The organism is Achromobacter dolens, assembly GCF_902859745.1.
In the GTDB taxonomy this organism is placed as follows: Bacteria; Pseudomonadota; Gammaproteobacteria; order Burkholderiales; family Burkholderiaceae_B; genus Achromobacter; species Achromobacter dolens.
Genome location: NZ_CADIJW010000008.1, coordinates 15096 through 40411 on the forward strand (window position 1 = coordinate 15096; position 25316 = coordinate 40411).

The following is a 25316-nucleotide window of genomic DNA, read 5'->3' on the forward strand; positions in this document are numbered from 1 at the left end:
AACTTTGAAGGCTTGGCACTCTAAGGCGATGTCCGGCGGGCCGGGGTTTCCATCTGTATCAATATCGCGTATTTCATGTCGCCACCGGCTTGCCCGGCCCAGGCGCGGAGCGGTTCAAAAGAACTCGCCCCGCCGCACCGCCAGCGCCGCCGCCGCCGCGCGCGTTTCCACGCCAAGCTTGACGTAGAGGTGCTCCAGGTGTTTGTTCACCGTCCGTGGCGCCATGCCCAGGATCTCGGCGATATCCCGATTGGTCTTGCCCTTGGCCAACCAGCGCAGCACATCGGCCTCGCGCGGCGTCAGGCCGTAGGCCGCGGCCAACGGCGCCGTCTCCTGCAATAGCAGCAAGGTCTCGCCGCTACGGCGCGATGCCGACAGACTCAGGGTCAGGCGTCCCCCCGCGCGGGTGATCACCAGGGGTTCAGCCGCCGGCCCGGCCGCCAGATTGCCCGCCACCCAATCCGCCAAGGGCGCCGGCAGCTCCGTCGCATCCTCGGCGCAACCGTAATACGCCGCCAGCCAGAGCCGCGCCTTGCCGGTCTTCCAGATCGGCAGCCCGCGAGCGTCCAGCGCCACCACCGCTCGCGCCGCCGCATCGATCGCGTCAAAGGCCGCCGACAGGCTGCGCGCATTGCGCAAATGCGTCTGCAGCCTGGCTACCACCACATCCGGATCCAGCGGCTTGGTCACGTAATCCACGCCGCCCACCCGAAACCCCTTCAACACGTGCTCGGGCTCGGTCAGGCCCGTCATGAACACCACCGGCACCTCCCCGGCCGCCGGATGCGCTTTCAGGCGCGCGCAGGTCTCGAACCCGTCCATTCCCGGCATCACCGCGTCGAGCAGCACGATGTCCGGCACCACGAAATCCACCCGTTCTATGGCCGACTGGCCGTCGGTTGCCACCAGCACCTGATACCCCGCTTCATCCAATGCGGTGGAGAGCATTTTCAGATTGTCCGGGGCGTCATCGACCAGCATGACGAGGTTCTTATCGGGCGTGGGCATGGTGACGCTGTACATGGTGTTTAAGCACTTGATTGAATTCGCTCAGTTGAAATTCGCCGGCCAGCATCCGCAGATGCGCCGTCAAATCCCGCGCTTCGGCCCGGCGGCCCTGTATTTCTTCCAGCTTCGCCTGTATGCCCTTGATGTAGCCCATGGCCCCCAGCTCCAGCAGCGCTTCGGCATCCTCGCGCTCCAGCGCCACCCGGTGCAGATCCCCTGCCGGCAGGGCCGCTTCCACCTGCGCCACCTGCCAGTCCAGCCTGAGCAGACGGCCCAACTGGCTCAGCAGGTCCTCGTATATCACGGGCTTGGCAATGAACGCGTCATGCCCGCTCTGCGTCGGATCTTTCGGATCCAGCCCCAGGATATTGGCCGACAGCATCACAATCGGCACGGCCACGCCTTCATCCCGCAAGCGCCGCAGCGCCTCCCATCCGGTCATCTCCGGCATCGAGACGTCCATCAATATCAGGGCCGGCCGCAGCGTATGCACGCAGGCCAGGCAGGCCGCGCCATGCGGCGCTTCGTGCACCTCGAAGCCCAGGGGCTCGAGCAGGTCGCGCACCAGCCGCCGCTGTGACGGCTGGTCGTCCACCGTCAGGATCCGCAGCCGCTCGCCGCGATAACCCACCACCAGTCCCGACGGCCTGGCGTCGCTGCGGGGCGAGCGCACTTCCGGCAGAAACAGCTTGAGCGTGAACACACTGCCGCGGCCGACGGCGCTGCGCACCGTCAGCTCGCCGCCCATGATGCCGGTCAGCATGCGGCAGATGGTCAGGCCCAGGCCCGTGCCGGATTCCGCCTCTTCCGCCGCCGCCCAACTGCGCTCGAAGGGCAGAAAGATGCGTTCCAGATCCTTGGCCGGTATGCCTCGTCCACTGTCCTGCACTTCGAACAGCACCATGTCCGCGGCAGACTTTACGCGCATCGACACCTGCCCGGCCGAGGTGAATTTCAGCGCATTGCTCAGCAGGTTGATCAGGATCTGCCGCAGCCGCTTCTCGTCGATATGCACGATGGAAGGCAATTCCGTCGCCTCATAGCGGAAGGCCAGCCCTTTGAGGGCGCTCTGCGGCCGGAACATCTGCACGATCTGCTCCAGAAACTCCGGCAGGCGCAGTTCGCTGTTCTCCAGCCGCAGCCTGCCCGCCTCGATGCGCGCGATGTCCAGCAGGCCATCGATCAGGCCGATCAAATGCTTGCCGCTGCGATGAATCACGTCGATGGCCTCGCGCCGCGCGGGCGGCAAGCCCGGGTCGCGCTGCAGAATCTGCGCATAGCCCATCATGCTGTTCAGCGGCGCGCGCAATTCATGGCTCAGGCCGCCCATGAAGCGGCTCTTGGCCAGATTGGCGCTTTCAGCCGCTTCCTTGGCCTGCTGCAACTGCGCGTCGGTCTGTTTGTGCGCCTCGATCTCGCGCAGCAGCAAATGCGTCTGGCGATCCGATTCCTCTTGCGCCACGCGCCGGCTTTCATGGGCCAGCACCAGCCACCAGGCCAACACGCCGCCGATCAGCGACAACGCGGCGTAGAGTTTTAAGAAGGTGGGCCGCAAGCCCGAGGGGTCCAGGCCGGCCCGCATGTGGCTGGCGTACTCCTGGTAGTAGATCAGGCCCAGGATGCCCGCCAGCAGCGTCCCCATCCCCGCCACGATCAAGAGGTAGTGGCCCAGGCGGCTATGCAGCAGCGGCGTGACCCGCGCCGGCAACAGTCGGCCCAGGACCGCCTGCACCTGGTCCTTCAGCCGTCCCTGCTGCTTGCAGCGATCCTGGCAGCGGGCATCCAGCGTGCAGCACAAGGAACAGATGGGCCCGTTGTAGGCCGGGCAGTGCGCCATGTCGGGCTGTTCAAAACGGTTGGCGCAGATCACGCAGACATGATCCGAACCCGCCACGTCGACCGGCTTGCGCGCCAGGTTGTAGCGTCCCCGCGTGCGCCAGGCGATGACAGGCGCGCAGACGAACGCCGCCAGCAACGCCACAAAAGGCGACAATGCCTGCGCCAGCGCGCCCGCCGTGCCGGGGAACACGCCGGCGAAAGCCAGCAGGCCCAGCGTCATGGCGATCAGCATGCTGCCCACGCCGACCGGATTGATGTCGTACAAATAGGCGCGGCGGAACTCGATCCGCTTCGGCGACAGCCCCAGGGGCTTGTTGATCACCAGGTCGGCCACCAGCGCGCCGATCCAGGCCAGCGCAACGTGCGAGAACACCGCCAGCACATGCTCCAGCGCGCCAAACACGCCCATCTCCATCAGGACCACGGCGATCAGCACGTTGAACACCAGCCACACCACCCGGCCCGGATGGCTGTGCGTGATGCGGGCAAAGAAGTTGGACCAGGCCAGCGAGCCGGCATAGGCATTGGTCACATTGATCTTGACCTGCGAGACCACCACAAAAGCGGTGACCAGCGCCAGCGCCAGGCCGGGATCGCTGACGACATAGGTGTAGGCCGCCAGATACATGTGGGTCGGGTCGCCGGCCTTGTCGGCTGGCGCGCCCCGGGACAGCGCCAGCCAGGCCAGGAAGGCCCCGCCCAGAATCTTGGCCGCGCCCGGCAGGATCCAGCCCGGGCCCGCGCAGACCAGGGCGAGCCACCAGCGCCGGCGGTTGGCCGCCGTGCGTTCGGGCAGAAAGCGCAGGAAGTCGACCTGTTCGCCGATCTGCGTCACCAGCGAAGCGGCCACCGCCACCGCCGAGCCGAACATCAGCAGATTGAAACCGCCGCCCCGGCCGTCATGGCCCGGAAACCGCAGGAACTCCTGCAACGTGCCCGGGTCGCGGAAGGCGACGAAGGCATAGGGCAGGAGCAGCAGCACCAGCCATATCGGCTGAGTCCATGACTGCAGCCGGCTGATGAAGGTGATGCCATAGGCCACCATGGGCAGGATGACCACGGCGCACAGGAGGTAGCCGATGGACAGCGGCAGGCCGGTGGCCAGCTCGATGGCCAGCGCCATGATGGCCGCCTCCAGCGCAAAGAAGATGAAGGTGAATGAGGCGTAGATCAGCGAGGTGATGGTCGAGCCGATATAGCCGAAGCCGGCCCCCCGCGTCAGCAGGTCCATGTCCAGGCCATGGCGCGCCGCGTAATAGGCGATCGGCAGGCCGGTCAGAAAGGTGACCAGGGCCACGGCGATGATGGCCCAGAAGGCATTGATGAACCCATAGTTCAGCGCCAGCGCGCCGCCGATGGCTTCCAGCGCCAGGAAGGACACTGCGCCCAGGGCGGTATTGGCGACGCGGAATTCCGACCATTTGCGAAACGACACCGGCGTGAAACGCAGGGCATAGTCTTCCAGCGTCTCATTGGCGACCCAGGTGTTGTAGTCACGGCGGATCTTGACGATGCGTTGGGGCGCGCTGGCGGACAAGTCGGGCTCCGGGGGGGGGTAGGGGATACGTCATTGAACGTAGTTGCCGTTGTAACGCCCGGGGGCGGGCCTGCCTGTACGTCAATCAACGTATGTTGCGCTGCGTCATGGGCTCCTAGTATGCCTTCACCCGCCGGGCCGCGGCATGCGCCGCGCATGCTCGGTTTCCCTGGTCGTGATCCATTGAGGAGTCATCGATGTCTGGCAAACCCCCTTTTGACACCGCGCCGGAACTGCCCTCGCGCCGGCGCCTGGCCCTGGCTTTTGCCTCCCTGCCGTTGTTGGGCATACCGGCCCTGTCGCGCGCGGCCGCCCCGGCCACCTCGGCCATCAACAGCACCGGCCTGGCCATTACCGACACCGAAGTCACGGTGGGCCAGTTGCACTCGGCGACCGGCACCATGGCCATCAGCGAAACGGGGTCGATTCAATCCGAGCGCCTGGCCATCGAGCAGATCAATGCCATGGGCGGCATTCTGGGCCGCAAGATCAAGATCATCCAGGAAGACGGCGCCTCCGATTGGCCGACCTTTGCCGAGAAGGCGCGAAAACTGCTGGTCAGCGACAAGGTCGCCACCGTGTTCGGCTGCTGGACCTCGGCCTCGCGCAAGGCGGTGCTGCCGGTGTTCGAGAAGGAAAACGGCCTGCTCTACTATCCGACCTTCTATGAAGGCCTGGAGCAGTCCAAGAACGTCTTCTACACCGGCCAGGAGGCCACGCAGCAGATCCTGTCCAGCCTGGACTGGCTGGCGCGCGAGAAGAAGGCGCGCTCCTTCTACCTGATCGGCTCCGACTACATCTGGCCGCGCACCTCCAACAAGATCGCCCGCAAGCATATCGAGAACGTGCTCAAGGGCGAAGTGGTGGGCGAGGAATACTACCCGCTGGGCCACACGCAGTTCGGTTCGCTGATCAACAAGATCAAACTGAAAAAGCCCGACGTCGTCTTCGCCGTGGTGGTGGGCGGCAGCAATGTGTCGTTCTACAAGCAGCTCAAGGCGGCCGGCGTCACCAGCGGCAAGCAAAAACTCCTGACCATCTCGGTGACCGAAGATGAACTGCTGGGCATCGGCGGGGAAAACGCCGAGGGCTTCTGGTCCTGCATGAAGTATTTCCAGAGCCTGGACAACGCCAACAACAAGAAATTCGTCGAGGCGTTCAAGGCCAGGTACGGCGCCAATGCCGTGATCGGCGACGTGACCCAGGCGGCCTACCTGGGCCCCTGGCTGTGGAAGATGGCGGTGGAGAAGGCCGGCAGCTTCGATGTCGACAAGGTGGTCGCCGCCTCGGCCGGGCTGGAGTTCAAGGAAGCGCCCGAAGGCTACGTCAAGATCGATCCCAATCATCACCTGTGGAGCAAGACCCGCATCGGCCAGATCCGCAAGGACGGCCAGTTCGACGTGATCTTCGAAACCCCGGAACTGATCAAGCCCGATCCCTTCCCCAAGGGTTATCAGTAATCCCCTCGATCCGGGCGCCGCGCGCGGCGCCCTTGCCACTGCCGGGAGCCATCCATGGAATCCTTCTCCGATCTCGGGGCCATCCTGCTGATGCAGGGCTTCAACGGTCTATCGGTCTTCAGCGTGTTGCTGCTGATGGCCTTGGGCCTGGCGATCATCTTCGGCCAGATGGGCGTCATCAACATGGCCCATGGCGAGTTCCTGGCGGTGGGCGCCTATTGCACTTACCTCTGTTCCGAGCTGGTGCAGCAATACGCGCCCGGCCTGATGCCGGCCTATTTCTTCATCGCCATCCTGCTGGCCTTTGCCGTGACCTTCGGCCTGGGCTGGCTGGTCGAGTGGTTGATGATCCGCCATCTCTACCGCCGGCCACTGGACACGCTGCTGGCGACCTGGGGCTTGTCGCTGGTGCTGCAGCAGACGCTGCGCTCGCTGTTCGGTCCGCGTGAAGTCAGCCCCACGCTGCCCGACTGGCTGATGGGCTCCTGGCAGCCGCTGGACGGCGTGGATATCCCCATCAACGGCCTGTTCGTCATGTCCATCAGCATCCTGCTGACCGGCGCGCTGCTGCTGGCGCTGTTCCGCTCGACCTGGGGCCTGCACGTGCGCGCCACGGTGCAGAACCGGGCCATGAGCGGCGCGGTCGGCATCGACACCAAGCGCGTGGACCGTGTGACGTTCTCGCTGGGCTGCGGTATCGCCGGCATTGCCGGCGCGGCCTTCACCACCATCGGCTCCACCGGGCCCACCAGCGGCTCGCTCTACATCGTCGACACCTTCCTGACCGTGGTGTTCGGCGGCGCGGCCAGCCTTTTCGGCACCATCGCATCGGCCTTCGTCATTGCGCAGACGCAATCGATCTCGGAGTTCTTCATGACCGGCTCGATGGCGAAAGTGCTGACCCTGTCGGCCATCGTGATCATTCTGATGCTGCGCCCGCAAGGCCTGTTCAGCATCAAGGTACGCAAGTAGGGGCGCATCATGCAGAAATTCTTCCGCAATGTCGTGGGCGGGCGCGAAGGGCTGGCCGGACTGGCGATCCTGGCGCTGCTGCTTTTCGTGGTGTTTCCGCTGGCCCTGGACGTCTTCCGGCTCAATCTCATCGGCAAATACCTGTCCTATGCCTTTGTCGCGCTGGGGCTGGTGCTGTGCTGGGGCTATGGCGGCATCCTGAGCCTGGGCCAGGGCGTGTTCTTCGGCCTGGGCGGCTATTGCATGGCCATGTTCCTGAAGCTGGAAGCTTCCACGCCGGACGCCACCAAAATCCAGTCCACGCCCGGCATCCCGGACTTCATGGACTGGAACCAGCTAACCTCGCTTCCCTGGTTCTGGGTGCCCTTCAAGAGCTTCTGGTTCACCTTGTTGGCGGTGCCGGTGTTGCCTTGCCTGCTGGCGTTGATCCTGGGCGCGGCGATGTTCAAGCGCCGCGTGGGCGACACCTACTTCGCCATCGTGACGCAGGCCGTGGCCCTGATTCTCTCGGTGCTCATCATCGGCCAGCAAGGGTGGACCGGGGGCGTCAACGGCATCACCGATCTGAAGACGCTGCTGGGCTGGGACATCCGCACGGACAACGCCCGGCTGGCGTTGTACTTCATCAACGGCGCGCTGCTGTTTGCCTGCATCCTGTTCGGCCGCTACCTGCTCTCCTCCAAGCTGGGCAAGCTCCTGATGGCGATGCGCGACAAGGAAGAGCGCGTGCGCTTCTCGGGCTATGACGTCGCCAGCTTCAAGGTGTTTGTGTTCTGCGTGGCCGCCGTCTTCTCGGCCATCGGCGGAGCCATGTTCACCTTGCAGGTGGGCTTCATGTCGCCGTCGTTCGTGGGCATCGTGCCTTCCATTGAAATGGTCATCTTCGCCGCGGTCGGCGGCCGCCTGTCCCTGCTGGGCGCGGTCTACGGCACGCTGCTGGTCAACTTCGGCAAAAGCTATTTCTCCGAGAGTTTTCCGCAGCTCTGGCTGTTCCTGATGGGCGGGCTGTTCATTGCCGTCGTGATGGCGTTCCCCAACGGGCTGGCCGGCCTGTACAACCAATACATCCAGAAACGCCTGGCGCGCAGAACCTCGCGGCGCGAGGCGGATGGCGCCACGGAGGCAGCATGAACCCCTCAGCGTTCGCCCTGTACATCGAAGGCCTGACCGTCTCGTTCAATGGCTTTGTCGCCGTCAATGACCTCAACCTGTATGTCGACCAGGGAGAGCTGCGCGTGGTCATCGGCCCCAATGGCGCCGGCAAGACCACGCTGCTGGATCTGATCTGCGGCCGCACCAAGGCCACCAGCGGCTCGATCCGCTTCAAGGACACGGAGCTGACCGGCCTGGCCGAGTACGAAATCGTGCGCGCCGGCGTGGGCCGCAAGTTCCAGACCCCCTCCATCTACGAAACCCTGTCCGTGCGCGAAAACCTGGAAGTGTCGTATCCGGCCGGGCGCAGCGTGCTGGGCGCGTTGACCTTCAGGCGCAGTCCGGCGGTGCTTGAACGGGTCGAGCAGGTGGCCGAAGATATCTTCCTGGCGGACCAGCTCGACCGCTCGGCGGAGTTGCTCTCGCACGGCCAGAAGCAATGGCTGGAGATCGGCATGCTGTTGATGCAGGAGCCCGAGCTGATGATGCTGGACGAACCGGTGGCCGGCATGAGCGTGTCCGAACGCGAGCGCACCGCCGAACTGCTCAATCGGATCAGCCGCAACCGATCGCTCATCGTGATCGAGCATGACATGGAATTCGTCAAGAACATCGCGCACAAGGTCACGGTGCTGCACCAGGGCCGTGTGCTGGCCGAGGGCAGCATGGACAAGGTGCAGTCCGATCCGCGCGTGGTTGAAGTCTATCTGGGTCATTGAAGCCGGGAGGCAACATGTTCAATATCGCTGGCCTGGTGTCAGGCTATGGCCAAAGCAAAGTCATCCATGGCGTCGACCTTGCGGTGGCGGCCGGTGAAATCGTCGCCGTCATGGGCCGCAACGGCATGGGCAAGACCACGCTATTCAAGACCATGATGGGCCTGCTGCCCGCCATGCAGGGCTCGATCTCGCTGGAGGGCAAGGCGCTCGAGCGCCTGGAGAGCCATCAGCGCGTGCGCAGCGGGGTGGCCTACGTGCCGCAGGGCCGCATGATCTTCCCGACGCTGACCGTGGAAGAGAACATCCGCACCGGCATGCGCGGGCGGGCGCTGCGCGACACCATCCCGGAAGACATCTACGCCCTGTTTCCGGTGCTGCACGAAATGCGCGGCCGGCGCGGCGGCGATCTGTCGGGCGGCCAGCAACAGCAGCTTGCCATCGCCCGCGCCCTGGTCACCAACCCGCGCGTGCTGCTGCTGGACGAGCCCACCGAGGGCATACAGCCGTCCATCATCAAGGAAATCGCCCGCAGCCTGCTGGAGATCCGCAAGCTGCGCAACCTGGCCATCGTGGTGTCCGAGCAGGTCTTGAGTTTCACCATGCAAATCGCCGACCGCCTCATCGTGATCGACAAGGGCCGCTTCGTGCACGAAGACCCGCGCGAGCGCGTTGATGAACAGACGATCAGCAAATACCTGTCTGTCTGAATTCATTGTCCATCTCAAAGGAGCATGACATGCCTGAAACCCTGATCAAGGTCGACCTGGCCCAATCCCCCTACGAAAACGAAGGCGTGCACAATCGCTGGCATCCCGACATCCCCATGGCGACGTGGGTCAGGCCGGGCGATGACTTCGTGCTCGAAACCTACGACTGGACCGGCGGCGCGATCAAGAACGATGACGATGCCTCCGATGTGCGCGATGTGGACCTGTCCACGGTGCACTTCCTGTCCGGCCCGGTCGGCGTCGAAGGCGCCGAACCCGGCGACCTGCTGGTGGTGGACTTGCTCGATATCGGCGCCAAGCCGGAGAGCCTGTGGGGCTTCAATGGCTTTTTCAGCAAGAACAATGGCGGCGGCTTTCTGACCGAGCACTTCCCGTCGGCGCAAAAGTCGATCTGGGATTTCGAAGGCATGTTCACCACCTCGCGCCATATCCCGGGCGTGCGCTTCGCCGGCCTGATCCATCCGGGCCTGATCGGCTGCCTGCCCGACCAGGCGCTGCTGGACAAATGGAATGCGCGCGAGCAGAAGCTGATCGACAGCGACCCCGAGCGCGTGCCGCCCCTGGCCAATCCGCCGGCGCCCAAGACGGCGCACATGGGCAAGCTCAAGGGAGCCGAGCGCGATCGCGCGGCCGCCACCGGCGCGCGCACCGTGCCGCCGCGCGAGCATGGCGGCAATTGCGACATCAAGGACCTGTCGCGCGGGTCCCGGGTGTTCTTTCCGGTCTACGTCAAGGGCGGCGGCCTGTCGGTCGGCGACCTGCACTTTTCGCAGGGCGATGGCGAGATCACCTTCTGCGGCGCCATCGAAATGGCCGGCTGGGTGCATATGCGGGTGTCGCTCATCAAGGGCGGCATGGCCAAGTACGGCATCCGCAATCCCATCTTCAAGCCCAGCCCCATCACGCCCAACTACAAGGACTACCTGATCTTCGAGGGCATTTCGGTCGATGAAGGCGGCAAGCAGCACTATCTGGACGTGCACATCGCCTATCGCCAGGCCTGCCTGAACGGCATCGAATACCTGAAGAAGTTCGGTTACTCGGGGGCGCAGGCGTATTCGATCCTGGGCACGGCGCCGGTGCAGGGGCACATCAGCGGCGTGGTGGACATTCCCAACGCCTGCGCCACGCTGTGGCTGCCCACCGAGATCTTCGACATCGACATCCAGCCCAACGCGCTGGGCGACGTGCCGCAGATAGCGCGCGGCATGGACATGCCCATCGCCAAAGACCTGTGAGGAGCCGCCATGCCGCTCTATGACTACCGCTGCCAGGACTGCGGCGAGTTCTCCGTGCTGAGACCTTTGTCGCAATGGCGCGACCCCGCGCCTTGCCCCGAATGTGGCGGCGCCTGCGAGCGTTTCGTCAGCGGCGCGCCGGCGGTCTCGGCGCTGTCCTCGGCCATGAACCGCGCCCGCGCCGCCAACGAACGCGCCGCCCACGAGCCGCGCAGCACCCGTGGCGGTCACGGCATGGGTTGCGGTTGCTGCGCCGGCGCCAAGGCCGCCGGCCGGACCCGCCAGACGGCCGGCGGCGGCAAGACCTTCGCCGGCGCGCGGCCGTGGATGATCAGTCACTGAAAGCGGGCGGCGGGCGTCGCGGGTTCCGAAAGGGAGCGGCGGGCCATCGGCATGGGCCCGCAACGCCAGCCGCGCGCGCCCGTCATGTCGCCATCAGCTTGCCCAGCGTCGCCATGCCTTGCTCCATCGCCTCGTTCCAGGGATGGCCGCAGTTCAGCCGCAGGAAGTTGCCGAACGCGCCTGAGCTGGAGAACAACGGCCCCGGCGCGATGCTGATGCCATGGTCGAGCGCGGCGCGGTGCAGGCGCAGGGTGTCGATGCGCGCCGGAAGCTCGACCCAGGTGAAGTAGCCGCCCAGCGGCCGCGTGGCGCGCGTGCCCTTGGGGAAGTAGCGCGCCACCGCCTGCAGCATCTCGCCCTGCTGCAAGGCCAGCGTCTGGCGGAACTGGCGCAGGTGGCGGTCGTAGCCGCCCTGCGCCAGATAGGCGGCAATCGCCGCCTGCGTCGGCGCGGCGGTGGCCAGGCTGGTGGTGAGCTTGTTGCGCATGATGGCGCGGGTGTAGCGCCCGGCCGCGACCCAGCCGACGCGATAGCCCGGCGCCAGCGTCTTGGAGAACGACGAGCAGTGCATCACCATGCCCTCGGTGTCGAAGGCCTTGGCGGGACGCGGCCGCGTGGCGCCGAAGTACAGTTCGCCGTAGACGTCGTCCTCGATCAGCGCCACGCCGTGGCGCGTCAGCAGCCTGACCAGCGCTTCCTTCTTGGCCTCGGGCATGAGGCTGCCGAGCGGATTCTGGAAGGTCGTCATCAGCCAGCAGGCGCGCGGCTGGTGCTGCACGATGGCCCGCTCCAGCGCCTGCAGGTCGATGCCTTCGCGAGGATGCGTGGCCACCTCGATGGCGTGCAACTGGTTGCGTTCGAGCGACTGCAGGGCGGCGTAGAACGTCGGCGATTCGACGATCACCGCGTCACCCGGCCGCGTGACCGCGCTCAGGCACAGATTGAGCGCGTCGAGCGCGCCGTTGGTGATGATGATGTCGTCCACCGGCACCGTCAGTCCGTCGGCCAGGTAACGCAGCGCGATGGCGCGGCGCAGCGCGGGGTCGCCGGGGCTGAGATCGTCGATCGACCCCCACGGGTCCAGTTGCTGCACCGTGGTCGCCATGTAGCGCGCCAGCCGGCCGTAGGGCAGCAGCGACGGGCTGGGAAAGGCCGAGCCGAACGGCAGCATGTCGCGCCGCAGGGTGGCGTTGAGCACTTGCAGCACGTTGTCGCTGACATCGACCGGATGGCGGCCGGCGGCGGCGCTGGACAGGCCGTCGGGCTCGGGCAGCGCGGCCTGCGAGGCGCGCAGCACATAGTATCCCGAGCGGTCGCGTGCGCGGATCAGGCCGCGCGCTTCCAGCAGGTAATAGGCCTTGAACACCGTCGACGGGCTGACGCCACGGCTGGCGCTGGTCTGGCGCACCGAGGGCAGCCGGTCGCCCGCCTGCAGCAGGCCCGACAGGATCGAGGCGGTGATTTCTTCGGTCAGCCGTTCATAGCGCTTCATGGGGGGATCCGTGGAGGACTGCGGTTCAGGTCGACATGCCGATGGCGCGCATCACCAGCCGCAGCGCGCCGGCGGCCAGGCCCAGCGACGCCACGCCGCCGGCCCAGATCAACAGCAGCCACAGCAGCCGGCTGCGCCAGGAGGGCAGGGAGGTCGGCGCGGCCATCAGTGAAACGCCTCGCCGGTGCGCACCTTGCCGCGGAACACGTAATAGGACCAGGCGGTGTACATCAGGATAATCGGAATGATGGCGAGCGCGCCGACCAGGGCGAAGCCCAGGCTCTGCGGCGGCGCGGCCGCGGTCCAGATCGACACGTCGGGCGGGATCACGGCCGGCCAGATGCTGATGCCCAGGCCGCTGTAGCCCAGGAACACCAGGCACAGCGCCAGCACGAACGGCCCCGCGGCGGGCGCGCCGCGCACGCGGCGCATCAGGTCGATGCCGGCGGCCGCCACCAGTAGCGGCACCGGCAGGAACCAGAACATGTTGGGCAGGCTGAACCAGCGCTGGGCGATATGCGGCTGCGCCAGCGGCGTCCACACGCTGAGCGCGGCGATCACCGCCAGCAGCGCCAGCGTCAGCGGCCGCGCCAGCGCGCACATGTGGCGATGCAGGCGGCCCTCGGTCTTCATGATGAGCCAGGTGCAGCCCAGCAGCGCATACGCCACCACCAGGCCCGCGCCGGTGAACAGCGAGAACGGGCTGATCCAGTGCCACGGCCCGCCCTGGTAGACGCGGTCGACCACCGGGATGCCTTCGATGTAGGCGCCCAGCGTCACGCCCTGGAAGAAGGTGGCGCAGAGCGAGCCGAGCACGAAAGCGCGGTCCCATAGCGCGCGGTGGCGCGGGTCGGCCTTGAAGCGGAACTCGAACGCCACGCCGCGGAAGATCAGGCCCAGCAGCATGAACACCAGCGGCAGGTGCAGCGCGCTCAGGATCACCGAATACGCCAGCGGAAACGCGGCCAGCAGTCCCGCGCCGCCCAGCACCAGCCAGGTCTCGTTGCCGTCCCACACGGGGGCGACGGTGTTGACCATGGCGTCGCGTTCCTCGGCGTCGCCGATCAGCGGAAAGAGGATGCCGATGCCCAGGTCGAAGCCGTCCATCACCACGTACATCATCACGCCGAACAGGATGATGACGGCCCATATCAATGCAAGGTCGATGCCCATGGCCTCAGGCTCCTTTGAATCCAGGTTGCGCGGACGGGGCGTCCGCCGAGGTGGAGGCGGCCGACAGCGGCCGCGACGGCTGGCGCGGTTCGCCCGGGCCGCCGGACAGCGGCGCGTGGCCGGGCGCCGGGGTCGGGCCCATGCGGATCAGGCGCAGCATGTACGACACGCCGGCGCCGAACACGAACAGGTACACCACCACGAACAGCGCCAGCGTCAGCGTCAATTCGCCCAGGCCGTGGCGGGTGGCGGCGTCGGCGGTGCGCATCACGCCATAGACGACCCACGGCTGGCGGCCGATCTCGGTCACGTACCAGCCGGCCAGGATCGCCACCAGCCCCGACGGCCCCATCCACAGCGCGAAACGCTGCAGCGCGCGCGACTGGTACAGCCGTCCGCGCCAGCGCGCCCACAGCGCCCAGCCGGCCAGCAGGATCATCAGCATGCCCAGCCCCGCCATCACGCGGAACGACCAGAACACCACGGTGGCATTGGGGCGGTCTTCGGGCGGATACGACTTCAGGCCGGGGAACTGGCCGTCCCAGCTATGCGTGAGGATCAGGCTGCCCAGGCGCGGCACGTTGAGCGCGTAGCGGGTCTCTTCGCGCTCCATGTCGGGAATGCCGAACAGCGTCAGCGGCACGCCCGCGCCCGGCTCGTTTTCCCAATGGCCTTCGATCGCGGCGATCTTGGCGGGCTGGTGCTTGAGCGTGTTCAGGCCATGGAAGTCGCCCACCACCGCCTGCAGCGGCGCCGAGATTGCCAGCATGGTCATCGCCATCGCGAACATCTTTTTCACCGCCGGGCTGCGGTCGCCGCGCAGCAGATGCCAGGCGCCGGACGCGCCCACCATCAGCGCGGTGGCCAGGAACGCCGCGATGCCCATGTGCGCCAACCGGTAGGGGAACGAGGGATTGAAGATCACCGCCAGCCAGTCGGTCGGCACCACGCGGCCGTCCAGGATCTCGTAGCCCGCGGGGGTCTGCATCCAACTGTTGGACGCCAGGATCCAGGTGGCCGACACCAGCGTGCCCAGCGCCACCATGATGGTCGAGAAGAAGTGCAGCCCCGGGCCCACGCGCGACCAGCCGAACAGCATCACGCCGAGAAAGCCGGCTTCCAGGAAGAAGGCCGTCAGCACCTCGTAGGCCAGCAGGGGCCCGGTGACGCTGCCGGCAAAATCGGAAAAGAAGCTCCAGTTGGTGCCGAACTGGTACGCCATCACCAGTCCGGACACCACGCCCATGCCGAAATTGACGGCGAAGATCTTGGTCCAGAAGTGATAGAGATCGCGGTAGACGGTGTTGCGGGTGCGCAGCCAGCAGCCTTCGAGCACGGCCAGGTAGCTGGCCAGGCCGATGGTGATGGCCGGAAAGATGATGTGGAAGGAAATGGTGAATCCGAACTGTATTCGGGCAAGCAGTAGCGCGTCGCTATCCATGGCGGGTGATTCCTGACTTCAAGGCCCGCGCGTTCCTGCCGCCACCGGGCGGCGCGCGCGGACAGGCTGGTGCCTGTAGCGTCAAGATAGGCCGGCCCTGCTGAGCAGTACAGATTCAGAAGGCGGCGAAAAAAGCGGATCAGTTTGGCGAGCGTCGACGTGGAAATGGCGCGCCGCCATAGGGAAGACCGGCCGTTTTCATGAAAAGGGCCAGATCCGGCCGTTACAAAAAAAACAGCACAGCGGGACCGCTGTGCTGCCTGATCCTGCCGCCGGGGCAGGGCAAAGGGCATTCGTGTTCAGCCGCTCGCCGCTTTGCGGCGCGGGAGACGTCTATGTCGAACGCGTGGCGCGCTGGCGCTGGCGCAAGACGGTGACGGTTTCGCCGGCCACGCCCCAATTGTCGGTATCGACTTCCTCGATGACGACAAACGTGGCTTGCGGGTCCTTGCCGAGCACTCGCACCACCAGGTCGGTGGCGCCGCGGATCAGTTCGGCTTTCTGCTCGCGCGTGGCGCCTTCGCGGGTGATCTGGATGTTGATGTAAGGCATGTCTGTTCCTTGGCGGTTGGCAGCCGGCGCGCGCGCGCCGGCCAAAAGGCGTTGCCTTGCGGATTACCACCGGCCGGCAGTGGCTCCGCCATCGACGGGGATCACGGCCCCCGAGGTGAATGACGAGTCGGTCAGGTACAGCACCGCATCGACCACGTCCCCGGTGTCGCCGCGCCGCCCGGAGGGCGAAAGCCGGTTCAGGAAATCCGCGTCGCCGTTTTCATGCATCGGCGTTTGGATGATACCCGGGGCCACCGCGTTGACCCGGACGCGGTGCGGCGCCAATTCCAGGGCCAGTGCCTTGGTGGCCTGGTTCAGGCCGCCCTTGACCAGGACGGGAAGCAGCGCGGGCACTTGTTGCAGCGGTTGCATGGCGATGCTGGCGGTGATGTTGACGATGTGCCCGCCGCCATGGGCGGCCATATGCGCCGCTGCGAGTTGCGACGGATAGAAGAAGCCCTTGAGGTTGGTACTGAACAATTGGTCGACGTCGTCGGCGGTGTAGTCGCCCACCGGCTTGGCGATGAAGATGCCGGCGTTGTTGACCAGCACGTCGACCTTGCCGAAGGCCTGCGTAGCGCGTTCGAACAGGGCGCGCGCGGTGTCGGGATCGCCGATGTCGCCGGGCACGCCGATGAAGCGAGGCGGATTGCCCAGTTGGCGCGCTGCCTGGGCCAGGCGCTCGGCGCCGCGGGCATTGCCGACGACATTGTCGCCGCGCTCCAGGTAGGCGCGGGCAATGGCCAGGCCGATGCCGCTGGAGGCGCCGGTCACGATGATGGTTTTGGCGGGATGGGTCATGTCTGGACTCCGGATAAGAAGGGGTAGCGCCACTCTACTTATGACCCGAAACGTGATAAACACCTCAAAGATCAAATCTATGCATACATCATGTAATGAGTCTGGCGGGCTCCGCCAGGCCAGCCAGGACGCCATTCATGCAACGTCGCTTCGAAGACCTGATGCTCGGCAGCGTGGAGCTGTTCTGCCTGGCAGCCGAACTGCAGAGCTTTACCGCCGCCGCCAATGCGGCCGGCGTGACGCCGGCCGCCGTCAGCCGCTCGGTGTCGCGGCTGGAAGAGCGCCTCGGCGTCCGCCTGTTCGTGCGCACCACACGCCAGATCCGCCTGACCGCGGCGGGCCTGCGCTACATGGAGCAGTGCCGTTCTGCCCTGGCGTTGCTGACCGAGGCCGAACGCGAGGTCACCGGGCAGCAGGCCGAGCCCGCGGGCAAGCTGCGCATCAGCATGCCCACGCCGTATGCCCATCACCGCGTGCTGCCATTGCTGGGCGAGTTCCGCCAGCGGTACCCGCAGGTGCAGGTCGATGTGCACATCAGCAACCGCAATGTCGACTTCGCCGAAGAAGGCTACGACCTTGCCATTCGCGGCCGGCTGCCGCCGGACTCGAATCTGGTGGCGCGCAAGCTGGAAGACGCGGAACTGGTGCTGGTGGCGGCCCCGGGCTATCTGCGGCGCGCGGGCACGCCGCGCACCCTGGAGGATCTCGACGGGCACGACTGCATCCAGTTCGAGTTGCCCAGCACCGGTCGCAACATCCCATGGATATTCATGCGTGACGGCCGGCAGATCGACGTGCCGACCCATGGCGGCACCAGTTGCTCGGGCGATGTGCTGGGCGGCGTCAGTTTGGCGCGCCATGGCGCGGGGTTGTTCCAGGCGTACCGCTTCACCGTGCAGGAGGATCTGCGGCGCGGCGATCTGGTGGAGGTGTTGCCGCGCTTTGGCGGCGCCACGCGGCCATTCACTTTGCTCTACCCGCACGTGCGCCATGTGTCGTTGCGGGTGAGGACATTTGCCGACTTCCTGCTGGAGCGCCTGCGACGCTAGCCGCCGTGCCGCGGATCAGGCGCCCATGTCCCCGAGCCTGGCGCTGGACCGGCATCTGGCGGATGGCCGCATCGACCTCGTCCAGGGGGGCGATGCGGCCATCCGTGGCGGAGGCGTCAGTACATGTGCTGCCCGCCGTTCATGGCGACATTGCTGCCGGTCATGAACGCCGCCGCGTCGCTGCAGATGAACGCCACCAGCGCGGCGATCTCGTCGGGCTGGCCCAGCCGGCCCAGCGGAATCTGCGGCAGGATCTTCTCCTTGAGCACCTCCTGCGGCACCGCCTCGACCATGCGTGTGGCCAGGTAGCCCGGCGACACGGTGTTGACCGTGACGCCTTTCCTGGCCAGCTCCAGCGCCAACGACTTGGTGAAGCCGTGGATGCCGGCCTTCGAGGCGGCGTAGTTGGTCTGCCCGAAGGCGCCCTTGGATCCGTTCACCGACGAGATGTTGACGATGCGTCCCCAGCCACGGTCGGCCATCGGCCCGCACAGCGGTTGCGTCATGTTGAACATCGAATCGAGATTGCTGCGCAGCACGTCGTTCCAGTCCGCGTAGCTCATCTTGCGCAGGCTGGCGTCGCGGGTGATGCCGGCGTTGTTGACCAGGATGTCGATCTGGCGGCCCTCGTCCGCCAGGCGCCGGGCCAACGCCTGGCACGAGTCGTAGTCGGCCACGTCGACCTTGGCCATGTCGTAGCGGCGGCCGGCGGCCGCCTCCTCGTCGAGCCATTCGCGCGTGGCCGCTTCGCTGGAGTGGCATGTGACGATGACGTCGTGGCCGGCATCGAGCAGGGCCCGGGCGATGGCGCGGCCCAGGCACCCGGCGCCGCCGGTGATGAGCGCGGTGCGTTTAGTCGCCATGGCGCGCTCCAAACTGGCTGGCCTCGCGCATGGCCGAGCAGGCCGAGGTCATCTGGTCGCAATACGACGACCACATGCGCGTCAACGGCGAATCGGCCAGGCCGCCGCTGGCCGCGGCCGAGGCGTTGCGCAGCCAGCCGCTCACGGCTTCGCTGACGCCGGCGGCCATCGCCGCCTGGTCTTCCAGCGCGGCGTGGGTGATGGCCTGGCTGGCTTCGAGTTGGCACTGCCATTGCTTGCGCGTGAGCTCGCCCAGCGCCGGGGCGATGTTCTGCCAGTTGCCGTCGAGCTTGAGCGGCGCCAGCGTCGACAGGTACTGGCCGGTGCCGTCACTGGCCAGGCGCTGGCCCAGTTGCAGCCAGCGCTGCTGGCTTTCGCGCGCCAGTTCGCCCAGTCGTTGGCAATAGGCGGCGTAGGCGCCAGCGAGGTCCGGGGGCGTGGGGGCGTTTGTCTTCTTCATCATGCGTCCTTTTAAGAGAGTGGTAAGGGGCAACGAATGCACATGCCTCACGCCATCTGGCTGAGGGTCTTGCGGAAACGGGTCAACGAGAAGGCGAACAGGACGCTGCCGATCAGCGCCAGCGCCAGGAACGGTTGCCATACGACGCCAAGGCCGGCGCCACGAAAGAGAATTGCCTGGCCGAGTTCCACGAAATGGGTGGTGGGCGCGGCCAGCATGATGTTCTGCACGAAGTCCGGCATGCTCTCGCGCGGCGTGGTGCCGCCGGACAGCATCTGCAGCGGCAGCAGCACCAGCACCAGCAGCATGCCGAATTGCGGCATGCTGCGCGCGAGGGTGGCCATGAAGATGCCCATGGAGGTGGTCGCGAACAGGTGCAGCGCCACCCCGGCCAGGAACAGCGCCACCGATCCCTCGATCGGCACCTGCAGCAGGCCACGCACGACGAATGTCAACGATAGCGCAGCCGACACCAGGACGACCAGCCCCATGGACCAGACTTTCGCCAGCATGATCTCGGTCGGCGTAACCGGCATGACCAGCAGGTGCTCGATGGTGCCATGCTCGCGCTCGCGGATCAGCGCCGCGCCGGTCAGGATGATGGACAGCATCGTGACGTTGTTGATGATTTCCATCAGGCTGCCGAACCAGGCCTGCGTCAGGTTGGGGTTGAAGCGCATGCGCACCGCCAGGTCCACCGGCAGCTCGGTCGGCTTGCGGTAGCGCTTGACGAATTCGTTGATCTCGTCGGTGATGATCTGCTGGATGTAACTGCTGCCGGTGAACGCCTGGCTCATGCGGGTGGCGTCCACGTTCAACTGGATCTCGGCCGGCCTGCCGGCCAGCACGTCGCGCTGGAAGTTCGGCGGCACGTTGACCACGAAGGTGTAGCGCCCGGCGTCCATGCCGGCGTCGGCCTCGGCCGAGGTGACCATCGCCGGTCGCGTGAAGTGCGGCGGGTAGAACGCCGAGGTGATGCGCGCGGACAGCGGCGAGACGTCCTCGTCCACGACCGCGATGGCCGCGTTGTGCAGCGACTCGGGCACGGCGGTGGCGGCGGTGTAGATCATCAGCGTGAACGACACGAAGATCAGGACCAGCATCATCGGATCGCGCGCCAGGCTCCACAGCTCCTTGACGCCCAGGCGGAAAATATTGGCGGCATGTCGCGGCATGGTTCAGGTCTCCTGCTTTCTCAGAAGCAGCACCGACGCGCCCAGGATCACGGGGATCGCGACGATCAGGGGCCAGAACGACCCCTGCAGGTTGGAGAAATCCAGCGCCTTGCTGAACACGCCGCGGCTGATGGTGAGCATGTGGGTGGCGGGGTAGACCTGCCCGATCAGCTTGCCGCCGCCTTCCAGCGACGACACCGGGTTGAGCAGGCCGGCGAACTGCACCGCCGGCACCAGCGTGCCGATCATGGTGAAGAACAGCGCCGCGATCTGGCTGCGGGTGAAGGTCGAGGCCAGCAGGCCGATGGCGGTGGCCACCACGTTGTAGATCAGCGCGGCCGCCAGCAACGTGAGGAAGCTGCCGGTGATCGGCACGCCGAACAGCGTCACCGCCAGCAGCGTCATCAGCAGGAAGTTCAGCATCGCCAGCGCCACGTAGGGCGCCTGCTTGCCCAGCAGGAATTCCAGCCGCGTCACCGGCGTGACGTACAGGTTGATGATCGAACCCAGCTCCTTTTCGCGCACCACCGCCAGCGCGGTCAGCATGGCCGGCATCATCAGCAACAGCAGCGGGATCACGGCCGGCACCATGGCCGGCAGGCTGCGCACGTCGGGGTTGTAGCGAAAGCGCGTCTCGATGCCGACCTGCTGCGTGGCGCCGGCGCCCAGCCGTTCGCGCGCCTGCTGTTGCAGCCAGCCCTGGTGCATGCCCAGCACGTAGCCGCGGATGGTCTCGGCGCGCTGCGGCATGGCGCCGTCGATCCAGACGCCGATCTGGGCATCGCGGCCGCGCGCGGCGTCGCGCGCGAAACCCTGCGGAATCTCGATCGCCAGCGACAGTTCGCCGCTGCGCATGCGCGCATCCATATCCTGGTAGCTGGTGATCGGCGGCTGCTCGATGAAGTAGCGCGAGCCGGCCAGGTTCAGGCTGTAGTTCTGGCTCAGCGCGGTCTGGTCACGGTCCATCACCGCGTAGCGCAGGTCTTCCACGTCCAGGCTGATGCCAAAGCCGATCACGAACATCAGCAGCAGCGAGCCGGCCAGCGCCAGCGTGGCGCGCACCGGATCGCGGCGCAGTTCCAGCGCCTCGCGCCACATGTAGCTGAACATGCGCTGCAGGCTGAAGCCGCGCGGCGCGTGCACCGGTTCCGGCGCTTGCGCGACGGGCGCCTGTTCGATCGCCGGCGACGCGTCGGGCGCGGTGCCCGCGCCCGCGTCGATCAGGTAGGCGATGAAGGCTTCCTCCAGCGTCTTCGCGCCGCGCATCCGGGTGATTTCGTCGGGGGCGGCGCTCACCAGCACCTTGCCGGCGTGCATCAGCGACATGCGGTCGCAGCGCTGCGCCTCGTTCATGAAATGGGTCGAGATGAAGATGGTGACCTGGTCCTGCCGCGCCAGCGCGATCAGCAGGCGCCAGAAGTTGTCGCGCGCCACCGGGTCCACGCCCGAGGTCGGCTCGTCCAGGATCAGCAGCTCGGGCTTGTGCACCATGGCTACCGCCAGCGACAGGCGCTGGCGCACGCCCATCGGCAGCTTCTCGGGCAGATCGTCCAGCGCTTCGCCCAGCTCGAAGCGCGCCACCATTTCGTCCACGCGGCCGGGGATGTCCGCTTCGGGCACGTGGAACAGGCGCGCGTGCAGCACCAGGTTCTGGCGCACGGTCAGCTCGCCGTACAGCGAAAACGCCTGCGACATGTAGCCGACCCGGCGGCGCGTGTCGAGGTTGCGCGGATCGACTTCTGCGCCGAACAGCCAGGCCTGGCCTTCGCTGGCCGGCAACAGACCGGTCAGCATCTTCATGGTGGTGGACTTGCCGCAGCCGTTGGAACCCAGAAAACCGAAGATCTCGCCCTTGCGGATGCGGAAGTTGACATGGTCCACGGCGACGAAATCACCGAAGCGCATGGTCAGGTCGCGCGCCTCGATGGCGATGGGCGCGTCATCGCCCAGCGCCAGCGGCGTGATCTCGACGGGCTTGTGCCCGCGCCGCTTCTCTTCGGGCAGCAGCGCGATGAAGGCGGCCTCCAGCGAGTCGGCCCCGGTCCGCTGGCGCAATTCGTCGGGCGTGCCGGTGGCCAGCACCCGGCCGTCGTCCATGGCGATGAGCCAGTCGAAGCGTTGCGCCTCGTCCATGTAGGCGGTGGCGACAATCACGCTCATGCCCGGGCGTTCGCGCCGGATCTGATTGATCAGGTCCCAGAACTGGGCCCGCGCCAGCGGGTCGACGCCGGTGGTGGGTTCGTCCAGGATCAACAGGTCGGGGTCGTGGATCAGCGCGCAGCACAGGCCCAGCTTCTGCTTCATGCCGCCGGACAGCTTGCCCGCCGGGCGCGACAGGAACGCGGCCATGCCGGTGCTGCGCGTCAGGCTGTCGATGCGGCGGCGGCGCTCGGCCTCCCCATGGCCGAACAGGCGGCCGAAGAATTGCAGGTTCTCCTCCACCGACAGGGTGGGGTAGAGATTCTTGCCCAGGCCTTGCGGCATGTAGGCGATGCGCGGGCAGACGTCATCGCGGTGGTGCTTGTCGACCATGTCGCCGCCCAGCACCTCGACGGCGCCTTCCTGCACCGCGCGCGATCCCGCGATCAGCGCCAGCAGGCTCGACTTGCCCACGCCGTCCGGGCCAATCAGGCCGACCATGCGGCCGGCGGGGATGTCCAGCGAAATGGCGTCCAGCGCCAGCGTCTTGCCGTAGCGCAGCGATACCCCCGACAGCTTGACCACCGGAGCGGGGGAGGCCGTCGTGGTCGCGGCCATCACGGCACCTTGACTTTAAGGTTGGCGGGCCACTGCGCGTCGGCATCCAGTTTCAGCCAGGCCACGCCGGGCAGGCCGGTCTTGACCTGTTGCAGGTGCTGGCGCAGCAGTTCGGGAGCGATCTGCGCCTTGACGCGGAACATCAGCTTCTGCCGCTCGGTGGCGGTCTCGACGGTCTTGGGGGTGAACTGCGCGGTGCTGGCCACGAACGACACCTTGGCGGGAATCACGTACTGCGGCGCCGCGTCCAGCACGATGCGCACGTCCTGGCCCAGCGCGACGCGGCCGGCCGCCTGTTCCGGCAGGAAGAAGGTCATGTAGACATCGGCCAGGTCGACCATGTTCAGCACCTTGCCGCCCGCGCCCAGCACTTCGCCGGCCTGCGCCACGCGGTACTGCACCCGGCCGTCGCGCGGGGCGCGCAGTTCGCTGTCGGCGATGTCGGCCTCGATGCGGGCGATGGTGGCCAGCGCCGCGTTGACCGCCGACTGGGCGCCCACCTGCGCCGCCTTGGCGGCGTCGATGGCCGCCTGCGCCGCCTTGACCTGGGCGCGCGCGGCGTTGACGGCGGCCTGCGCGCTGCGCATGCGGGCGCGGTCGTCATCCAGTTCCTGGATCGACGAGGCGCCCTCCCTGGACAGGGTCTCGGAGCGCGCCAGGCGCCGGCGCGCGGCGTCCAGCTCGCTTTCGCGCTGCGCCACCACGGCCTCGGCGGCCAGCTTGTCGCTCTCGCGCTGCGCGATCTGGGCGCTGGCGCTGGCGGCGTTGTTGATGGCCTGCTGGTGTTGGGCGCGCGCTTCCTCGCGCTGGGCCTGCAGCGTGTCGATCTGCATGCGGGCCAGCGGCTGGCCGGCGCTGACGAAATCGCCCTCGGCCACCAGCACGTCCTGGACCCGTCCGGCCAGCTTGGTGGCGACGTCGACCTCGGTGGCCTCGATGCGGCCATTGCCGCTGACGAAGCCCGCGCCGGGGCCGGTGTCGGACAGCAGGCGCCAGCCGTAGTAGCCGGCGGCAGCCACGGCTACGATCGCGAGCAGGGGAATCAGTTTTCGGGTGGGCAACTTCATGATGCGGATCCTGTGTTGAGCGGCAGGGGGCCAGGCGGGGTCGCGGGCTGGGCGGCGGCGCGCGCCTGCGTGCCGCCGCCCAGCGCGGCATACAGGCCGACGCGGGCAGACAGCAGCGCGCGGCGGGTCTGCACCAGCGTCTGCTGCGCGGCCAGCAGGTCGCGCTGCGCGTCCAGGACCTCCAGATAGGGCGAGGCGCCGTGGTCGTAGCGCAGCTTGGCCAGGCGCGCGCGTTCGGCCTGCGCGTCCACGGTGGCGCGCAATACCTGGACCTGTTCGGCCAGCCACCGGCGCGCCGACAGGGCGTCGGCAACGTCCTTGAAGGCGCCCTGGATGGCGCGCTCGTAGCTGGCCACGGCCTGATCGCGCCGGACTTCGGCCAGGTCGAGATTGGCGCCGCGGCGTCCGGCGTCGAAGATCGGCAGGTCGATGCTGGGCGCGAAATTCCAGGCGCGGCTGCCGCTGCCGAACAGGCCATCCAGCTCGGCGCTGGCGGTGCCGAACGCGCCGGTCAGCGTGATGCGCGGAAAGAAGGCGGCGCGGGCCGCGCCGATGTTGGCGTTGGCCGCGCGCAGTTGGTGTTCGGCGGCGACGATGTCGGGCCGGTTGGTCAGCAGGTCGGACGGCAGTCCCGCCGGCAGGTCGCGCATGACGCTGTCGTCGTCCAGGCCGGCGCGCGGCAACGGCAGCGTCAGGGGCTGGCCGGTCAGCAGTTCCAGCGCGTGGGCCTGGGTGGCGCGGGCCTGTTCCAGATCGGCGCCCAGCGCCCGGGCCTGCTGCCACAGCGTCTCGACCTGCGTCAGGTCCAGCTTCGAGATCGAGCCGACTTCGTAGCGCCGGCGGAATATGCGCAGCGACTCCTCGCGCGAGGCGATCGTCGCGCGCGTCAGCGCCAGTCGCTCATCCAGTTCGCGCAGCGACAGATAGCTGTCGGCAACCTGCGCGATCAGGGTCAGCGTGGCGGCTTCGGCGGCGGCGTCGGACGCCAGGTAGTTCTCCAGCGCGGCGTCCTTGAGGCTGCGCACGCGGCCCCAGAAGTCCAGCTCCCATGCCGCCATGCCGACGCCGGCCTGGTATTGGCTGGCCACTTGCGGCTGGCCGGTGACGTTCAGGTCGCCCGGGGTGCGGGCGCGGGTGCCGTCCGCGCGCAGGCCGATGGTGGGAAACTGGTCGGCGCGTTGAATGCCATAGAGCGCGCGCGCCTCCTCGACGCGCAGCAGGGCCACGCGCAGGTCGCGGTTGTGCGCCAGGGCGTCGCCGATCAGCCCTTGCAGCACGGGGTCGGTGAAGTAGCCGCGCCAGTCGATCCGGGCCGCGCTCAGCGCCGCGCCGCCGGCCGTGGCTGCCTGATCGGGGTAGGTGGAGGCCACCGGCGCCGCGGGCCGCGCGTATTGCGGCGCCATCGACACGCAGCCCTGCGCCAGCAGCACGGCCAGGGCGGCCGGCGCCAGCCGGGCGGCGCGCCATCGCGAAAGGGAGCGGCGGGTCATG

At 67.1% G+C, this 25316-nt stretch carries 22 protein-coding genes; 8 read left to right on the forward strand and 14 right to left on the reverse strand.

Translation table 11 applies throughout. The features are described from left to right. Nucleotides 1-114: 114 nt before the first annotated feature. Both HV783_RS08830 and HV783_RS08835 read right to left on the reverse strand, forming a co-directional pair. Nucleotides 115-1023: a response regulator transcription factor gene (locus HV783_RS08830; RefSeq protein WP_175189004.1), complete on the reverse strand. Its 909-nt coding sequence runs from the start codon at nucleotides 1021-1023 to the stop codon at nucleotides 115-117. Next, entirely contained in the window at nucleotides 992-4384 is a 3393-nt protein-coding gene (locus HV783_RS08835) for a hybrid sensor histidine kinase/response regulator (protein WP_175189005.1), read from the reverse strand. Before HV783_RS08835 ends, HV783_RS08830 begins: the two co-directional genes overlap by 32 nt. A 197-nt stretch (nucleotides 4385-4581) precedes the next feature. On the opposite strand from HV783_RS08835, the gene urtA reads away from it, so the two are divergent. From urtA to HV783_RS08870, 7 genes are read left to right on the forward strand one after another with little or no spacing between them, the layout of a single operon-like run. Further along, complete coding sequence (urtA, locus tag HV783_RS08840) at nucleotides 4582-5844, forward strand: urea ABC transporter substrate-binding protein (protein ID WP_054500609.1); 1263 nt, start codon at nucleotides 4582-4584, stop codon at nucleotides 5842-5844. A gap of 54 nt (nucleotides 5845-5898) precedes the next feature. Then, nucleotides 5899-6816: an urea ABC transporter permease subunit UrtB gene (gene urtB, locus HV783_RS08845; RefSeq protein ID WP_054500610.1), complete on the forward strand. Its 918-nt coding sequence runs from the start codon at nucleotides 5899-5901 to the stop codon at nucleotides 6814-6816. Between the two features lie 9 nt (nucleotides 6817-6825). After that, nucleotides 6826-7947, forward strand: a complete 1122-nt coding sequence (gene urtC / locus HV783_RS08850) for an urea ABC transporter permease subunit UrtC (protein WP_116793815.1) — start codon at nucleotides 6826-6828, stop codon at nucleotides 7945-7947. Further along, entirely contained in the window at nucleotides 7944-8687 is a 744-nt protein-coding gene (urtD, locus tag HV783_RS08855) for an urea ABC transporter ATP-binding protein UrtD (protein WP_175189006.1), read from the forward strand. The genes urtC and urtD overlap by 4 nt, the downstream gene beginning before the upstream one ends. 14 nt (nucleotides 8688-8701) lie before the next feature. Beyond that, nucleotides 8702-9394, forward strand: coding sequence for an urea ABC transporter ATP-binding subunit UrtE (gene urtE / locus HV783_RS08860; RefSeq protein WP_175143452.1), 693 nt, complete (start codon nucleotides 8702-8704; stop codon nucleotides 9392-9394). A 29-nt stretch (nucleotides 9395-9423) separates the two neighbouring features. Next, a complete protein-coding gene (gene fmdA / locus HV783_RS08865; RefSeq protein ID WP_175189007.1) occupies nucleotides 9424-10653 on the forward strand; it encodes a formamidase in 1230 nt (409 codons plus the stop codon). A gap of 9 nt (nucleotides 10654-10662) precedes the next feature. Next, entirely contained in the window at nucleotides 10663-10995 is a 333-nt protein-coding gene (locus HV783_RS08870; RefSeq protein WP_175189008.1) for a zinc ribbon domain-containing protein, read from the forward strand. An 82-nt stretch (nucleotides 10996-11077) separates the two neighbouring features. Here HV783_RS08870 and HV783_RS08875 read toward each other — a convergent pair whose 3' ends face one another. The 6 genes from HV783_RS08875 to HV783_RS08900 form a co-directional block, all read right to left on the reverse strand. Continuing rightward, the gene (locus HV783_RS08875) at nucleotides 11078-12487 is read right to left on the reverse strand and encodes an aminotransferase-like domain-containing protein (RefSeq protein ID WP_175189009.1); all 1410 of its coding nucleotides are present in this window, start codon (nucleotides 12485-12487) and stop codon (nucleotides 11078-11080) included. Between the two features lie 25 nt (nucleotides 12488-12512). After that, nucleotides 12513-12653, reverse strand: coding sequence for a DUF2474 family protein (locus tag HV783_RS08880; RefSeq protein ID WP_080977493.1), 141 nt, complete (start codon nucleotides 12651-12653; stop codon nucleotides 12513-12515). Beyond that, nucleotides 12653-13660, reverse strand: a complete 1008-nt coding sequence (cydB, locus tag HV783_RS08885; protein ID WP_175143454.1) for a cytochrome d ubiquinol oxidase subunit II — start codon at nucleotides 13658-13660, stop codon at nucleotides 12653-12655. Before cydB ends, HV783_RS08880 begins: the two co-directional genes overlap by 1 nt. Nucleotides 13661-13664: 4 nt before the next feature. Continuing rightward, on the reverse strand, nucleotides 13665-15101 hold the full coding sequence (locus tag HV783_RS08890) for a cytochrome ubiquinol oxidase subunit I (protein WP_175189010.1): 1437 nt from the start codon (nucleotides 15099-15101) through the stop codon (nucleotides 13665-13667). A 333-nt stretch (nucleotides 15102-15434) separates the two neighbouring features. Then, nucleotides 15435-15653 (reverse strand): tautomerase family protein, encoded by a 219-nt coding sequence (locus HV783_RS08895; RefSeq protein ID WP_047991913.1) that lies wholly within the window; start codon nucleotides 15651-15653, stop codon nucleotides 15435-15437. Between the two features lie 63 nt (nucleotides 15654-15716). Further along, nucleotides 15717-16454, reverse strand: a complete 738-nt coding sequence (locus HV783_RS08900) for an SDR family NAD(P)-dependent oxidoreductase (RefSeq protein ID WP_064524729.1) — start codon at nucleotides 16452-16454, stop codon at nucleotides 15717-15719. Nucleotides 16455-16591: 137 nt separating this feature from the next. Here HV783_RS08900 and HV783_RS08905 point away from each other — a divergent pair, with 137 nt between their 5' ends. After that, nucleotides 16592-17503 (forward strand): LysR family transcriptional regulator, encoded by a 912-nt coding sequence (locus tag HV783_RS08905; RefSeq protein ID WP_054500619.1) that lies wholly within the window; start codon nucleotides 16592-16594, stop codon nucleotides 17501-17503. A 116-nt stretch (nucleotides 17504-17619) separates the two neighbouring features. Here HV783_RS08905 and phbB read toward each other — a convergent pair whose 3' ends face one another. The 6 genes from phbB to HV783_RS08935 are packed head-to-tail and all read right to left on the reverse strand — an operon-like array spanning nucleotide 17620 to nucleotide 25315. After that, nucleotides 17620-18366 carry an acetoacetyl-CoA reductase gene (phbB, locus tag HV783_RS08910; RefSeq protein WP_054500620.1) on the reverse strand — a complete coding sequence of 249 codons (747 nt, stop codon included), beginning with the start codon at nucleotides 18364-18366 and terminating at the stop codon, nucleotides 17620-17622. Further along, nucleotides 18356-18829 carry a hypothetical protein gene (locus tag HV783_RS08915; RefSeq protein WP_175189011.1) on the reverse strand — a complete coding sequence of 158 codons (474 nt, stop codon included), beginning with the start codon at nucleotides 18827-18829 and terminating at the stop codon, nucleotides 18356-18358. Before HV783_RS08915 ends, phbB begins: the two co-directional genes overlap by 11 nt. A 44-nt stretch (nucleotides 18830-18873) precedes the next feature. After that, a complete protein-coding gene (locus tag HV783_RS08920; protein ID WP_116793813.1) occupies nucleotides 18874-20001 on the reverse strand; it encodes an ABC transporter permease in 1128 nt (375 codons plus the stop codon). Between the two features lie 3 nt (nucleotides 20002-20004). Next, nucleotides 20005-22758 (reverse strand): ribosome-associated ATPase/putative transporter RbbA, encoded by a 2754-nt coding sequence (gene rbbA, locus HV783_RS08925; protein ID WP_175189012.1) that lies wholly within the window; start codon nucleotides 22756-22758, stop codon nucleotides 20005-20007. Next, a complete protein-coding gene (locus HV783_RS08930) occupies nucleotides 22758-23825 on the reverse strand; it encodes an HlyD family secretion protein (RefSeq protein ID WP_175189013.1) in 1068 nt (355 codons plus the stop codon). Before HV783_RS08930 ends, rbbA begins: the two co-directional genes overlap by 1 nt. Then, complete coding sequence (locus HV783_RS08935; RefSeq protein WP_175189014.1) at nucleotides 23822-25315, reverse strand: efflux transporter outer membrane subunit; 1494 nt, start codon at nucleotides 25313-25315, stop codon at nucleotides 23822-23824. Before HV783_RS08935 ends, HV783_RS08930 begins: the two co-directional genes overlap by 4 nt. Nucleotide 25316: the final 1 nt, after the last annotated feature.